This is a genomic window from Selenomonas sp. GACV-9 (assembly GCA_900116485.1).
Lineage (GTDB): Bacteria > Bacillota > Negativicutes > Selenomonadales > Selenomonadaceae > Selenomonas_A > Selenomonas_A ruminantium_G.
On the sequence record FPAX01000001.1, the window covers coordinates 618,021 to 633,521 of the forward strand.

General features: G+C 53.1%; 13 protein-coding genes and 2 riboswitches. All 13 genes read right to left on the reverse strand.

Annotation, left to right across the window (positions count from 1 at the left end; genetic code table 11):
* Nucleotides 1-163 precede the first annotated feature (163 nt).
* A complete protein-coding gene (locus BM322_RS02930) occupies nucleotides 164-2,188 on the reverse strand; it encodes an OPT family oligopeptide transporter (protein ID WP_075428362.1) in 2,025 nt (674 codons plus the stop codon).
* Nucleotides 2,189-2,382: 194 nt separating this feature from the next.
* Nucleotides 2,383-3,738: a nucleobase:cation symporter-2 family protein gene (locus tag BM322_RS02935; RefSeq protein ID WP_318254506.1), complete on the reverse strand. Its 1,356-nt coding sequence runs from the start codon at nucleotides 3,736-3,738 to the stop codon at nucleotides 2,383-2,385.
* 19 nt (nucleotides 3,739-3,757) lie between these two features.
* Nucleotides 3,758-4,333 (reverse strand): xanthine phosphoribosyltransferase, encoded by a 576-nt coding sequence (locus BM322_RS02940; RefSeq protein ID WP_075428364.1) that lies wholly within the window; start codon nucleotides 4,331-4,333, stop codon nucleotides 3,758-3,760.
* Between the two features lie 52 nt (nucleotides 4,334-4,385).
* Nucleotides 4,386-4,468: riboswitch (ZMP/ZTP riboswitch) on the reverse strand.
* A gap of 144 nt (nucleotides 4,469-4,612) precedes the next feature.
* Entirely contained in the window at nucleotides 4,613-5,611 is a 999-nt protein-coding gene (locus BM322_RS02945; RefSeq protein WP_075428365.1) for a sirohydrochlorin cobaltochelatase, read from the reverse strand.
* A gap of 150 nt (nucleotides 5,612-5,761) precedes the next feature.
* Nucleotides 5,762-5,941: riboswitch (cobalamin riboswitch) on the reverse strand.
* A 63-nt stretch (nucleotides 5,942-6,004) separates the two neighbouring features.
* Complete coding sequence (locus BM322_RS02950; protein ID WP_075428366.1) at nucleotides 6,005-7,336, reverse strand: hypothetical protein; 1,332 nt, start codon at nucleotides 7,334-7,336, stop codon at nucleotides 6,005-6,007.
* 39 nt (nucleotides 7,337-7,375) lie between these two features.
* Nucleotides 7,376-8,644 (reverse strand): SLC13 family permease, encoded by a 1,269-nt coding sequence (locus BM322_RS02955; RefSeq protein WP_075428367.1) that lies wholly within the window; start codon nucleotides 8,642-8,644, stop codon nucleotides 7,376-7,378.
* A gap of 212 nt (nucleotides 8,645-8,856) precedes the next feature.
* Nucleotides 8,857-9,402: a glutathione peroxidase gene (locus BM322_RS02960; RefSeq protein WP_075428368.1), complete on the reverse strand. Its 546-nt coding sequence runs from the start codon at nucleotides 9,400-9,402 to the stop codon at nucleotides 8,857-8,859.
* Between the two features lie 35 nt (nucleotides 9,403-9,437).
* Nucleotides 9,438-9,668, reverse strand: a complete 231-nt coding sequence (locus BM322_RS02965; protein WP_075428369.1) for a glutaredoxin domain-containing protein — start codon at nucleotides 9,666-9,668, stop codon at nucleotides 9,438-9,440.
* On the reverse strand, nucleotides 9,662-10,609 hold the full coding sequence (locus BM322_RS02970) for an NAD(P)/FAD-dependent oxidoreductase (protein WP_075428370.1): 948 nt from the start codon (nucleotides 10,607-10,609) through the stop codon (nucleotides 9,662-9,664). Before BM322_RS02970 ends, BM322_RS02965 begins: the two co-directional genes overlap by 7 nt.
* 56 nt (nucleotides 10,610-10,665) lie before the next feature.
* Nucleotides 10,666-10,998: a hypothetical protein gene (locus BM322_RS02975; RefSeq protein ID WP_075428371.1), complete on the reverse strand. Its 333-nt coding sequence runs from the start codon at nucleotides 10,996-10,998 to the stop codon at nucleotides 10,666-10,668.
* A gap of 132 nt (nucleotides 10,999-11,130) precedes the next feature.
* Nucleotides 11,131-12,273, reverse strand: coding sequence for a cation diffusion facilitator family transporter (locus BM322_RS02980; protein WP_075428372.1), 1,143 nt, complete (start codon nucleotides 12,271-12,273; stop codon nucleotides 11,131-11,133).
* 182 nt (nucleotides 12,274-12,455) lie between these two features.
* On the reverse strand, nucleotides 12,456-13,211 hold the full coding sequence (gene pflA, locus BM322_RS02985; protein WP_075428373.1) for a pyruvate formate-lyase-activating protein: 756 nt from the start codon (nucleotides 13,209-13,211) through the stop codon (nucleotides 12,456-12,458).
* Nucleotides 13,198-15,453: a formate C-acetyltransferase gene (pflB, locus tag BM322_RS02990; protein WP_075428374.1), complete on the reverse strand. Its 2,256-nt coding sequence runs from the start codon at nucleotides 15,451-15,453 to the stop codon at nucleotides 13,198-13,200. The genes pflA and pflB overlap by 14 nt, the downstream gene beginning before the upstream one ends.
* Between the last annotated feature and the right edge of the window lie 48 nt (nucleotides 15,454-15,501).

Here is a 15,501-nt window from a genome sequence, read left to right on the forward strand (position 1 = left end):
TCCTCATATATTCTATTGCCATTGTACTTCCCTCCTATGAAAATAGCAACCGGTTTTCCTGGAAAGATACTGCCGGCTTCTGCCTGCTATCTTCCGGAGCCCCGCATAGCAAAAAAGCTGCCGCGCAGGAAGCCCTGCACGGCAGCTTTTTTTGAACGTCTTTTTAGTTGTTCTTATTGCCCAGCACCGTCTTGCCGAAGATGGCCAGCGTCACGAGGAAGACAGCAAGGCCCAGCATTTCGGCCGTATCGGCAAAATCCTTGCCGACCAGTGCCAGCGGGCTGTCGCTGCCGCCGCTCGTGACCGAGACGACGATGACACCAGCCAGGGCGACACCGACCAGCGACTCACCGACGATAAGGCCCGAAGCGAACAGCGTACCACGGCGCATGCCATTTTTCCGGCCTTCCTCGCCCTTGCGCTCCTTGAGCTTCTTATTGAGGAAGTAGCCCATGATGGCGCCGATGACCAGTGGCGTCTGTACCGAGGGCGGCAGGTAGATACCCATGCCAACGGCAAGCGACGGCAGGCAAAGATGACGCGTATTGCGTTTGAGCAGCTGATCGACGATGACGAGCAGTACGCCGAGGCCCATGCCCAGATAGATGTACTCCCAAGCCAGCTGGCTCGAGAAGATGCCCTGGGCAATCGTCGTCATCAGTGCGGCCTGCGGGGCAGCCAGTGCCTGGGACGGGTCCATGTCCGGACGCGGCAGCGCACCAGGGAAACCATAGGCCTCATAGAGAAGGTTCAGTACCGGGGCGATGACCAGAGCACCGACTACGCAGCCGAGCAGCAGAGCCACCTGCTGGCGCCACGGTGTAGCACCGACGAGATAACCAGTCTTGAGGTCCTGCATGTTATCGTTCGAGATGCAGGCAATCGCCATGATGATGGAGGTCGTAAAGATAGCCGTGGCCGTCGCGAATTTCTCGCCGCCGGGCAGGCTGAAGATACCAAAGGAGGTGCACAGCGCATACATCACCAGGGACGCCACGATGATGCCCAGGATGCCGATACCCGAAATCGGGCTCGATGAGGTGCCGACGAGACCGGCCATATAGGCACAGGCTGCGGCGACAAAGAAGCCCATGAACACAGCCACGCCGACGCCGACGAGGACAAAGGTGAGGTTCTGCATCAGCGGCAGGCCCTCAGGGCTGACAAAGGCATAGAAGATCGCCAGCAGGCCGGCAACCGTCAGTGCGAATACCAGGCCGATGCTCTTGATGGACATATCGATGTCCATGCGGTGTTTGTCCTTCTCGCCATCGGACATGCGGACCGAGGCGATGGACTCCTTGACGCCCTCGATGACCGGCTCGGCCAGCGTGATAAGCGTCCAGATGGCGGCCACGCCCATGGCACCGGCACCAATCAGACGGACGCGCTCCTGATAGACCGCACCGGCAAATTTCTGCATGGTCATGCCGTCAGGCAGAGCGCTCGTAATCGTGTAGAACGGCACGAAGCCCGCCCAGGCGATCAGGATACCGACGAGCATCGCCAGTCCCGAGGCAATGCCGATGAGGTAACCAGCACCGACGAGAGCCGTCGAATAGCCAATCGGGAACTGCGTCATGCCGCGGCCCACATGGAACCAGAGCGACAGGCCGCCCGAGAGCACTTGAAAACCGTTCGAGAGCAGTGCGACCACACCAGCTACGATACCGCCCGACATGATTTCCTTGAGGCCGCTGCCCTGCTTAGAAGCTGCCGCAGCATTGCTGCCGACCTTCAAGATCTCAGCGGCAGCCACACCTTCCGGATAGGCCAGGTCGCTATGGACGACCATCGCGCGGCGCAGCGGAATCGTGAACAGCACGCCCAGGCAGCCGCCGCAAGCCGATACCAAAAGCGTCTGCCAGAACTCGAAGCCCTGCCAATAGCCAATCATCAGCATGCCAGGGATGATAAAAATGATAGCCGACAAGGTTCCTGCGGCAGAAGCCTGTGTCTGCACCATGTTATTCTCGAGGATATTGGAATCCTTCGCCATCTTGAGGACGGCCATCGAGATCACCGCGGCCGGAATAGCCGAGGAAAAGGTCAGGCCGACCTTGAGGCCCAGGTAGACGTTCGATGCTGTGAAGATGATCGTCAGGATAGCACCGAGCAGCATACCGCGGACCGTAAGTTCAGGAAGCCGTAAATCGTGCTGCATAAACTCATTGTCATTTTGTTTCATCGTATGAATGCTCCTTATAGGGTAAATGTTTTTTGCAACTGTACACCTGTAATGTACAATCACAAAGAACATTATACCACAATTAAAAGCGCCATAAAAGAGGAATATATGTATACATGTAACAATATTGTTTTGACAAGAAAAAATCTGGCAATCCCCTTTCCGGGACTGCCAGATGACATTTACTCGCTATATTATTGAAGATTCAAAGCAGCTTTCTGCTCCTGCTCAGCTGTTTTCGGCTTGTGCTCACAGAGCAGCACATTGAGCACGATGGCCATGATGCTGCCAATCGTGATGCCGCTGTTGCCAATGAGCTGCACCCACTGGGGGAAATGGCTGTAGAAGGACGGCACGCCAATGGGAATCAGTGCTACGGCTACGCTGATGGCTACTACCATGGAGTTGCCCTTCTTCTGCAGATCAGCCTGGGAGAGAGCCTGCATGCCGCTCGACGCTACCATGCCGAACATCGCAAGACCTGCGCCGCCGAGTACCATGGTCGGAATGCAGGCAACGACAGCCGCCAGTTTCGGGAAAAGTCCGAGGATCATCAACAGCACACCGCTAGTCGCCACAATGTAGCGGCTGCGGATGCCCGTCATGCTGATAAGGCCGATATTCTGGGCAAAAGCCGTATACGGGAAGGTGTTGAACACACCGCCCAGGGCCGTGGAGAAACCATCGGCACGCAGGGCTTTCGTGAGCATCTCCTCCGTCATGGGCTTCTTGACGATCGAGCTGACCGCCATGACATCGCCCGTAGTCTCAGCCATGGTCACCAGCATGACCAGCGTCATGATCAGGCAGGATACCGGCTCAAAGACCGGCAGGCCAAAGGCAAAGGGCGTCGTGACACCGAGCATCGCCGCCTCGCCAACGGCATGAAAATCCACCATACCGAAAGCTGCGGCAATGCCCGTGCCAATCACGAGACCAAGCAGAACGGAAATATGACCGAGGAATCCCTTGCAGGTGCGGTAGATGAACAGGATGATGGCGAGTACCGCCAACGACAAGGCAATGTTCGACGGGCTGCAGTAATCAGCAGCCTGCGGGTTCGGACCCGTAATCCAGTTGACGGCTACCGGCAGCAACGACAGGCCGATGATCGTGATGACCGAGCCCGTGACCACTGGCGGGAAGAACCGCAGCATCTTGCTGAAATAATTGCTGATGACAAAGCAGGCAATGCCGGCAAAGATGGCTGAGCCATAGACTACCTGCAGGCCTGCTGCCCCGCCGCCATGGGTATTGGCGATTATGATCATCGGCGTCACTGCCGTAAAGGTGCAGCCTTGGACAATCGGCAGTTTCGAGCCGATGAAATCCTTGATGCTAAGAGCCTGCACGAGAGTTGCAATGCCGCAGGTAAAGAGATCGGCATTGATGAGGTAGATGAGCTGCTCCGTCGAAAGGCCGATGGCACCAGCCAGCACCAAGGGCACAGCGACGGCCCCAGCATACATGGCCAGCACGTGCTGGGCCGCATAGATAAGGGTGCGCGTAAACGGCAGTTTCTGGTCAACAGGATGAATCGCTTTTGTCACAATAAATTCCTCCAACGTCTTATTTTTCCGTAAACGTAATCTTGCCATCAGCAAGGGATGCTATGCTCGCCAGGGCCTCCAGGTGATAGCCCTTGTCGATAATGCGCTGATGCCCCGGCTGGAATGCCTTCTCGATGGCGATGCCGATACCGGCAACCTTCGAGCCAGCCGTTTCGACAATACTGGCAAGGCCCAGTGCCGCCTCACCATTGGCCAGGAAGTCATCGATGATCAGCACATTCTCACCAGCCGGCAGATATTTCTGCAGCACGATGATTTCTGAGGTCTCCTTCTTCGTGAACGAGAATACCTCCTGCGAATAAACCGGCTCATTTATGAGTACCGATTTCTTCTTGCGCGCAAAGACCAGCGGCACGCCAAGCTCGAGGGCGGCCATGACACCAATGGCGATGCCCGATGCCTCCACAGTCAGCACGCGGTCAATGCCTGCCTCGCGGAACAAACGAGCAAACTCCTTGCCCATCGCCAGCGACAGCTCCGGGTCGATCTGGTGATTCAGAAACGAGTCCACCTTGAGCACATTGCCCGGCAGCGCAATGCCTTCTTCCTGTATCTTTCTCTCCAACAGCTCCAAAAAAATCGCTCCTCCATAAAATAACAAAAATGCCGACAGTCCGAGCCCACAAAAATGGTGCCCAGACGGTCGGCATTTCCACCAATGACACGGCCCGTGGTCAATTCCACTGAACCGTCAGCCATGTCATTCGCTTTTATCAAATTACAGATTCATTATAAAGAGTTCTGGGGCCAGCGTCAAGCAAAATGTCCGCATCCTAAGGATTTTTTCCTGCAATCTCCCTATAAGAAAAACGCGTGCGAAAAATCGCACGCGTCCCAATCTGCACGAAACAGATTATTTGTCAGCCTCCAAGGCATTCCAAGCATCGTTGGCACGAGAAACATAGAGATCACGGATGTTCTTGTTCTCGCCAATACCATGGATATAGGCATCAACCTTGTAGCCAGCCTTCTCCAGGACAGATTTATGCGAATCTTCCTCGTCGCCAGCCATATCGTTGTTGGCATGATCGCCAGCAACCATCATCATCGGCATCAGCGTAACATGTTTGATGCCATTCTTCTTGAGTTTCGGCAGGACCGTCTCGAGATTCGGCCAGCCCTCAACCGTGTAGATGAAGACGTTCTTGCAGCCCATCTCATCGAGCTTAGCCTGCATAACGGAATAATAAGCATTAGAGATGTTCGGCGTGCCATGAGCCATGATCAGGATGGCATCATCTTTGCCCTGTTTCGGGAACTGCGAGGACAGCGCCTTGAGAGTCTCCGTCACATCATCAGCCTGCTCTTCCTGGCCCTGCCAGTACATCAACGGCGTGCCCAGCGTCATCTTCTTGAACTGGTTCTTGTAGTTCTGATAAACGCCCATGTCGTAGTTGTACTCCATGCCCGGGATAACATCGAGGGAAACAAGCGCTACGCGGCTATAGCCATCAGCTTTGAGCTGCTCGAGAGCCTCCTCCGGCGTCGGGAACTTGATGCCTTCCTTCTCTGCTACGCGTTTGATGATGATATGGGACGTATAAGCCGTTACGACCTTAACGTTCGGATGGGCAGCCTGAATCTCGTTGACCGTAGCATCGATGGTCTTAGCACGCGTATCTTTGAACGTCGTGCCAAAGGTCATGACAACGATAGCATCTTTATTGGCAAGGTTCTTGAGCTCTGGATTCTCGTTCTTGAGCACGCCGATCTCCGATGCCGTCTTCAGTGCCATCGTCGGTTTCTTGACCTCCGGGTTCAGCTGATAAGCAGCCTCGGTCTGCGGAGCAGCAATGCCCCATGCTGCCGTGCAGGCAAGAGATACAGCTAATGCTTTTTTCCAGTTCTTCATAGTAAAATCCCCCTATTAGTTTGGATAAAATAGAAAGAGGTCTTTTAGCGCGCGCCAAAAGACCTCTGCTATCCTTCACTAGATATTCAGAAGTCCCCTTCCCATCGCTCGCAGGTGGCTTGACTAGTCAAATGTCAATCGACAAGTCAACTCGGTGACTTTCGGACAGGCAGTTCTTCTGGCTCGGTTCATCGCTTGCCTGCGCCTTCCCAGATCTCATCCAGTGGCATCGTTGCAGGTTTGCTCCCCTCACAGCGGCGGGACCGCGCCGGTTTTTACCGGCTTTTCTCTTCGGCCATCTTCGATGGCACCTGTTCCCTGAATATGTAATTATTACCGTGATTTATATCACAGTTGACATTATATTACGTCAGAAAATTCTTGTCAATGATATTAATCATCAAAGCCAAAAAGATGTTTGAGGAAGTTCTTCTTATTGGCCGCATAGAGTTCCCGCGAATAATTGATGTTATGCGAACTATAGAGGGGATTGACAATATTTTTCCGCGGCAGCCATTCCTCCGAAAACAGTGGCTTGGTAAACACAATCTCAGCCAATGACTGACGGATCTTGGCAATCTGTTTGGACTCCAGCTCAGGAACAATAGCCCGGGTCAGCAGCCGCCCCACTTCCACCATTTCTTCTTCCTTGATGCCTCTGGTCGTCGGAATCAAGCTCGACAGCCGCAGAGCCGGAATCGTCTTGTCATCGTCAAATGTCATGATGTTGTCACATTTGACAATGAACCCCGCCTGCTTGACCTGCGCCAAGAAAGCTCCGCGGTCCCTATAATGTACTTCGGGAGCTATATATTGGCTATTGGTGCCATGATAAACGATATTGAGGCCATTTTCCTTGAGGGAATTCATCAGCGCATTGGCATTATTCAGGCATTGCTGGCAGTAATTGACGAACTCTGGGGTTTCCGCCTCCCGAAAGGCGATGCAGAGCGCCGCCAGGATGTTTTCCTGCAGATAGACATGGCCGGTGTTGATGGCAATCTCATTGAGCTTATCCACATTCTCGCTATTCGTCAGGATAACAGCGCTTTGCGGTCCCCGCAGTGTATCGTGGGTGTAGAAGGTCACCACATCCGCATGGGGAACCGGAGAATTCATGAGTTTGGCCGCTACCAAGCCAACCACCGCACTCATATCGACCCAGAGCACAGCGCCGACGCCATGCGCAATCTGCGCCAGTTTCCGGTAGTTGACATCCTTCGGATAATTGGTTGGGGAAAATATCATCATCTTGGGATGGCACTCACTGGCCAGCGCCTCGATATGACGATAATCTAGATGCTGGGTCTCGGGCTCAATGCTGTACTTGACGAAGTTGTACTTCATGTCCTTCGTATAGCAATACTCCTGCTTGCGCAGGTTGAAGGACATGATGGTATCCCCCGTATTGACAAAGCTGTGGAAGACAATCTGGGAGGCCGCCACCAGATTGTTGATGCGCACGATGGCCGCTTCACTGCCGAACAGCTTTTTCGCGCGCTCAATGGCCAGCGCTTCAAGACGGCTGCAGGTCAAGACATCGTGATAGTCCATATAGGTATTGCTTAAAAGGCTCCCCTTCAGATAGGAGCAGAAGGGCGAGGCATAATTCTCGTTAGGCAAAAGCGACAACGTATAGCGCTGAGTCTTTAATTCCATCTGTATAAAGTCAAACAGTTCGGGGTCAAAGGCTTCAATACCCCGAATGATTTTTTCGCGTTCCATAGATATTCCTCCTCGATTCAGGCTAATATTTTGCTATCCTCATCCTGGGAAGAACGGCCAGAATATCGGAATGACCACCACGCATACCAGCAGGGCCACGATAACCATCGGAATGCCGACTTTGACATAATCGATAAACCGGAATTTACCAGGCCCCAGCACCAGCGTATTCGGCGGTGTTGCCACCGGTGTCGTAAACGCACAGGAAGCAGCAATGCCGATGGTCATGAGGATTGGATACGGCGAAGCACCAATCGACTGCGCAATCGAAATGCCAATCGGTGCCAAAAGGGCGGCCGACGCTGTATTGCTCATGAACTGCGTAAGGCCGCAGGACAGGATGAACATCGCCACGACGATGACCATGGGCGAAGGTTCTGAGCCGATAAGGCCAATGACAAAATCGGCAATCATCTTGCCCGCACCACTCTTGTCCATAGCACTGGCCAGCGGCAGCATGCCGGCGAACAGAAAAATCGTAACCCAGTCAATCCCCTGATAGGCTTGCTTTTCTGTCACGCATCCCGTCAACACGCAGGCCAGGGCACCGATAATAGCCGACGTCTGCATCGGCACGCCAATGTCCTTTTCCAAGACCATCGCTACAACCACACATATCAGGATAATTGCACAGATCAGCATCTTGCGCGGATTTTCCGGTTCCGCGGACTCCTGGTCGAACAAGTTGTTATCCGCATAATTATGCGGGCACAGACGCCGCCCGGCGGTCATCATGTAAAGGACACCAGCCAGTGACAGCGGGATACCGATAAGGGCAAATTCAAAGAATCCAAAGGGACTGTACCCAGAGGTTTCGAGGGTCGCACTCATGAGGATATTCGGCGGCGTACCGATAAGGGTAAGGGTACCACCGACATTTGCGGCTAATGCCATGCCCATGAGCTGCGACGATACGGGAATATGGGCGGCAATGCAAATCTGCACCACCACTGGCATCAAACAAGCGACGGTCGCCGTATTCGACGAAACACCCGAGAGAACAATGGTGATGACCATCAAGGCCAGCATCAGTTTCTTCTCATCGGTACCGGCTTTCTTTACGACCGTGACGCCGATTTTCTGCGCGAGTCCTGTCTGAAACATCGCCGCACCGATGACAAACATCCCCGCAAATAAAACGACCGTTGAATTGGATAACCCAGAATAAACCTGTGCGGGGGTAAGCACACCAAACAGGCCCAGCAGGATAGCCGATCCCATGGCCGTAACAGCCAAAGGAATAAGTTCCGTAGCAAAGAAGAACCCCGCTACGCAAAGCACACATAAGGTAATTACTGCAGAATCCATACATTTCACTCCTCACCTATTCGATTGTCACTATGTCGTCTGGGAGTCAGTACTCATAGCATTTTTCTGTTATCTTCTCCATTCTATACCGAAACTTATCATTCCTCTTATTTTTTAGTTATCGAAAAGGTGCATTTACGGAATCGATTCAATTACGATCAAAATAAAAGCAGCCTCCCTCACTGAGTCGTGAAGAAGACTGCCTTATCGTGTTATAGTAATTTCTCAACTTCCTTAGCCATATCGGCAGGAGCAAAGGTCGGCTCGAACCGGGCCACCACATTTCCCTCTCTATCTACCAAGAACTTGGTGAAATTCCACTTGATGGAATCCCCTTCCAAATATTCCGGGAAATTCTGCTGGAGAGCCTCCGTCAGTTTAGCAGCAATCGGATGAGACGCATCAAAGCCCTTGAACCCCTGCTGCTCAATCAGATACTTGAAGAGTGGCTGCGCCGTTTCGCCGCGCACATCACCCTTCTCGAAAATCTGGAACGTCACGCCGTAATTCAAACGGCAGAATTCCTGCACCTCGCTGTTGCTGCCCGGCTCCTGCTCTGCGAACTGATTGCAGGGAAAGCCCAGGATTTCCAAGCCCTGACTTTTGTACTTCATATAGAGGTCCTGCAACTCCTTGAACTGGGGCGTAAAACCGCATTTGGAGGCAGTATTGACGATTATCAATACCTTGCCTTTGTAATCAGCCAAGGATTTTTCCACACCTTTGTTGGTCTTTACCACAAAATCATAAATCCCCATATCGTTCTCCTCACTTACATCTGGCACGCGATCTATCAAAGGCCCAGCATGGCATCCAGCTTAGCCTTGTCAAAACTCAGCACATAATCCTTGTCATTGACTGTAGTAATAGGAACCATGGTGTCTCCCGTCAGCTCATAGCAGGCATCGCGGTCTGCATCATTTTCCTCGATATTGTGCTCCTCGAACTCCACATTCTTGCTCTTCAGATACTTCTTGACCTTTTCACACCAAGGACAATCATTGATTGAATATACTTTTACCATACTGCATTACCCTCCTTCAATTTCACTAGATATTTTTCAGCCAGCAAAGCGGCTGCCGTGCCGTCAGCGGCAGCGGTAGTCAGCTGGCGGATTTCCTTTTCCCGCACATCCCCAGCGGCAAATACCCCTGGAATGGCTGTCCGGCAGTCCTCACCGGCTTCGATACGGCCACTGGCCGAAAGCGGCAGCTCTTCCTGGAAAAGCTCCGTATTGGGCACCACGCCGATATTGACAAAGATGCCATCCACGGGCAGGCTGCGCGTCTCCCCCGAGGCCTTGTCCAGCACCTCGATGCGCTCCAGGCGTCCCTCTCCTTGCAGGCCCTTGATTTCCGTCTGCAGGAAGATTTCTGCCTTGGGATTTTCCCTCAACCTATTTTGCGAGACTTCATCGGCCCGCAAATCCGAACGATGGATCAGATAAAGCTTGCTGGCATACTTCGTGAGGAAATTGGCAGCATCCACAGCTGCATTGCCGCCGCCCATGACGGCAATCACCTTATCCTGGTACATATGACCATCACAGAGTTCGCAATAATGCACGCCTTTACCCGCGTACTTTTTCTCCTCCGGCAATGGCAGCTTGCGACGGTTCATGCCCGAGGCGATGATGATGACATCAGCATCATAGAGATACTCCTCCGTCTCCACCAGTTTTGGCTGCCCTTTAAGGCTCACCTTCACAATGGAGTCAAACTCATCAATGACCGCACCAAAGCTTTCCGCTTGCTGCTGCAGCGTTCCCATAAGTTCCTTGCCGGAAACCTTGGCAAAGCCCGGATAGTTCTCAATGCCTGTGGCGTTTGCAATCTGTCCGCCGATAATGCCGTTTTCCAGCACCAGCACGTCAAGATTCATACGCCCGGCATAGAGGGCTGCTGTAAGTCCCGCCATACCTGCACCGATAATGATAATATCCTTGTGGATTCGCTTTTTCTCCATGCCATCAGCTCCTTTTCTCTGAACCGAATTGGAAAACAGAACTTATATAACCTTCATCACAGGGGATACTCGAAAGTAGAACCTACGCCGAAATGAATGATATATTCCTCAGCACCGGCTACAGGAACCCAAAAACCATAAGCCCGGCCGAACTGGCCCTCATAGGCTTTGTAAACGGCCTGCTTGGTATCTGCGGCCTGATTGCAAAGGCAGCCCTTATGCTGTTCCGGCTTGCCAATGCTGGAGCATTTCATCTGATCATTAAGACCAAACGAAGCGGCTTTCTTGTTTACCGCATGAATCTGGCGGTCTTTGGTAATCAGCATGATTGGCTCCGGAAAATTGTCCCACATCATATGAAAGGCATTGATGATTTCCTGTTTTTCCATGTTTTCAGCTCTCCTTTGAAATACAAACACTACTGCATATCAGTCTCTATATCCCTCATTTCATCTTACATGCTTTATTATATAACAAAATTCGATTTTGTCAAATACAATTTTAAAAAACCACCAATATTGTCAATCCGATAAATCCACATCGGGCACGATCTGAATATCGTAATGCGGGTAGGCCTCCTTCATCTCCTCTTGGAGAATCCGCACACCTTCTTTATGCGGTATATCAAAACTCATGACCACATCGAAACGCATGGCCTTTGCTTTTTCATCCAGGTAAAAACCGTGGAGCTGCAGAGCCCAAGCATGGGCCAGCACCCGTTTCGTCACATCAACACGAATATTTGCTGCCTCGCTGCTGTCCTCCGTGTTGTAGGAATAGACGCCTACCGCGGCGAGAATGATGCCCGTTGCCTTGAACACCTTCGTTTCCAACCGTCTGGTCAGCCCATCCACTTCTTTTACGCTCATGGTATCCGGCAGTTCCAGATGGACAGAGGCCAAGTCTTTGTCGGGGCCATAATTATAGATGACAAGGTCGTGAGCCCCCCGCACTTCGGGCTCATCGGACAGCAGCGATTTCAATTGCCGGGATATCTCTTTATCCATGCGTTTCCCCAGGATCTCATCCAAAGTCTCCCTTATCATGTCGATACCCGACTTGATGATGAACCCGGAGATTACTGCACCGACATACGCCTCCAGGGATATGCCGGTAGCGATGAAGATGATAGCCGAGATAAGCACCGATAGCGAGAGCACCGCATCAAGCAGGGCATCCGACCCCGAGGCCACTAAGGAACCGGAGTTTACTCTTTCCCCTTGCGCCTTGACGAATCTACCCAATATTATCTTTACGATAACTGCCGCACCGATGATGAGCAGTGCCGTCACGCTGTAGTCCGGCACCTCCGGCGAAATCATCTTCTTCACGGATTCCACGGCGGCGGTGATGCCAACATAAAGCACGATGCCCGCCACCACCAAGGCGCTGAGGTACTCGATCCGGCCATAGCCAAAGGGATGCTCCTTGTCCGGAAGTTTTCCCGCCAGTTTCGTTCCGGCAATAGTGATGACGGAAGAAAGGGCATCGGAAAGATTATTCACCGCATCCAAGGTCACGGCGATGGAATTGGCCGCCAATCCGATAGCCGCCTTGAAGGCTGCTAGTAACACATTGGTCAGGATACCGATGACACTGGTCTTGATGATGATTTTGTCGCGATCAGCCTTATCTACCGCCATGACAGGATTTTGATTGTCCATATAGCCACTACTCCTTTATGATTGACAATTACTGATGCCTTGAAATTCGCGAACCAACAATCATTTCCCTTTTTCTCAGCAAATATTATTGCGTAAGTCTACCTTCTCACGCTTTTTGCGCATAGAAAAAGCGGCCCTTTCGGACCGCTGATTTATGGGATATGACGAACGTACTTTGTTATTCAGCGTTTATATCCCTGATATTCACTTGTGCGCAGGATTTCTTCTGCCCTTGCTACCATTTTCTTTGTTGGCTCTGGCACATCGGACAAAGGGTAATCCAGCCCCAGTTCTTCGTATTTATGGATGGCCAGTCGATGATAAGGCAGTACCTCAAAGCGCTGGACATTGCCAAGTCCCGCCACAAAGCTGGACAATTTGGCAAGGCTTTCCGCATCATCGTTGATGCCCGGCACAAGGACATGGCGGATCCAGACCGGTTTCCCGATTTCAGCCAAATATCTGGCAAAAGCAAGAATCTGTCCATTGCCTTGACCGGTCAAATCCCGATGTTTTGACATGTCAATATGCTTGATGTCCAGAAGCACCGTATCCGTTACGGCCAGCAGTGACGCAAGCTTTGAAAACACCGGCTCTTCCCGCGAGAAGACAGCGCCTGAGGTATCGATGCAGGTCGAAACGCCCTGCTCCTTGGCCAGTGTGAACAACTCTGTGACAAAGCCTGCCTGCAGCAGCGGCTCGCCCCCCGACACGGTGATGCCACCGCCATTTTTCCAATAGGACTTGTAGCGCAGGGCCTTAGCCAGTGCCTCTTGCGCCGTCATCTCCGTGCCGCCTGTGCCCTGCCAGGTTTCGGGATTATGGCAGTACTTGCAGCGCAGCGGGCAGCCCTGCAGGAAAAAGATGTAGCGAAGCCCCGGCCCGTCCACCGAGCCGAAGCTCTCTACCGCATTGATATACCCCTTACATGTGTGCATGGAAGGTTCTCGCAATGACATCGAGCTGCTGCTCGCGGGTCAGGTTGATGAACTTGACCGCATAGCCCGAGACGCGGATCGTGAAGTTTGCATACTCTTCCTTCTCAGGATGCTCCATGGCATCGAGGAGCTTCTCGCGGCCAAAGACGTTGACATTCAGATGATGGGCGCCCTGGTCGAAGTAGCCGTCAAGCACATTCACGAGCTGCGCGGAACGCTCCTCGTCGTTATGGCCAAGGGCCTCCGGCGTCATGCTCTGGGTGTTGGAGATGCCGTCAAGGGCCCACTCATACGGCAGTTTCGCCACGGAGTTCAGCGATGCCAGCAGGCCGTTCTGCTCGGCACCATAGCTCGGGTTGGCACCTGGCGAAAGCGGAACGCCAGCCTTGCGGCCATCCGGCATGGCGCCCGTGTATTTGCCATAGACCACATTCGACGTGATCGTAAGGATCGACGTCGTCGGCTCCGAGTTGCGATAGGTATGACGGGACTTGATCTTGTCGAGGAACGACTTCAAGAGCCACTTGGCAATCTCGTCGGCACGCTCATCGTCGTTGCCGTAACGCGGGAAATCCCCCGTCGTCTCGTAATCGGTCACGATGCCCGCGTCGTTGCGGATGGCCTTGACCTTGGCGTATTTGATGGCCGACAGGGAGTCAACCACATGGGAGAAGCCAGCAATGCCCGTAGCAAACGTGCGGCGCACATCCGTATCGATAAGGGCCATCTCAGCGGCCTCGTAATAATACTTATCATGCATATACTGGATGAGGTTCAGCGTATTGACGTAAAGGCCTGCCAGCCAATCCATCATGCGGTCGAATTTCTTCACGACATCCTCGTAGTCCAGGATATCCCCGGTGACACCGCGGTACTCCGGCCCGATCTGCTCGCCGGACTTCTCGTCCACACCGCCATTGATGGCATAGAGCAGGCACTTGGCCAGGTTCGCACGCGCCCCGAAGAACTGCATCTCCTTGCCCGTCTGGGTTGCCGATACGCAGCAGCAGATGGAGTAATCATCGCCCCACTCCACCTTCATGACATCGTCGTTCTCATACTGGATGGAGCTCGTCGTCACCGAAATCTTGGCCGCATAGCGCTTGAAGTTCTCCGGCAGGGCCGAGGAATAGAGCACCGTGAGGTTCGGCTCCGGAGCCGGGCCCATATTCTCAAGGGTATGCAAGAAGCGGTAGTCGTTCTTCGTGACCAGACTGCGGCCATCCATGCCGATGCCGGCAACTTCCAGCGTCGCCCAGACCGGGTCCCCCGAGAACAGCTCATTATAGGACGTGATGCGCGCAAATTTCACCATGCGGAACTTCATGACGAGATGGTCGATGAGCTCCTGGGCCTCCGCTTCCGTCAGCTTGCCGTTCTGGATGTCGCGCTCGATGTAGATATCCAGGAAGGTCGAAATGCGGCCGACACTCATGGCGGCGCCGTTCTGGGTCTTGATGGCAGCCAGATAGCCGAAATAGAGCCACTGCACGGCCTCGCGGGCATCCTTGGCCGGGGCCGAGATGTCAAAGCCATAGATGGCAGCCATTTCCTTCATGCCCTGCAGCGCACGGATCTGCTCCGTGAGCTCCTCACGCTGGCGGATGACATCGTCGGTCATAACCCCATCAATACCGGTATTAGCCTTATCGGCTTCCTTGAAGGCAATCAGCTGGTCGATACCATAAAGCGCTACGCGGCGGTAGTCGCCGACGATGCGGCCGCGGCCATACGTATCCGGCAGTCCCGTGATGATATGGCTGTGACGGGCGCGGCGGATTTCCGGCGTATAGGCATCAAACACGGCCTGGTTGTGGGTCTTATGATATTTCGTGAAGATCTCATGAAGTTTCGCACTCGGCTCATAGCCATAGTTCTGGCAGGCCTGCTCTGCCATCTTGATGCCGCCATAGGGCATGAAGGCACGCTTCAGCGGTTTATCCGTCTGCAGACCGACAACCCGTTCCAAATCCTTCATGGCTTCATCGATGTAGCCTGCCCCATGGGACGTCAGGCTGGATACGATATCCACATCCATATCGAGGACGCCGCCGTTCTCGCGCTCGGCCTTCTGCAGCGCCTGCAGTCTGTCCCAAAGTTTATTCGTCGCCTCAGTCGGGCCTGCCAGGAACGATTCATCCCCATCATAGGGCTGATAGTTCTTCTGGATGAAATCACGCACATTGATTTCTTCCCGCCAAAGGCTTCCCGAAAAACCATCCCACTGTTTATTTTCAAGCATGGATAATGCCTCCTCATCGCAAACTTTTTCGCGCTGTGTTTTTATTAC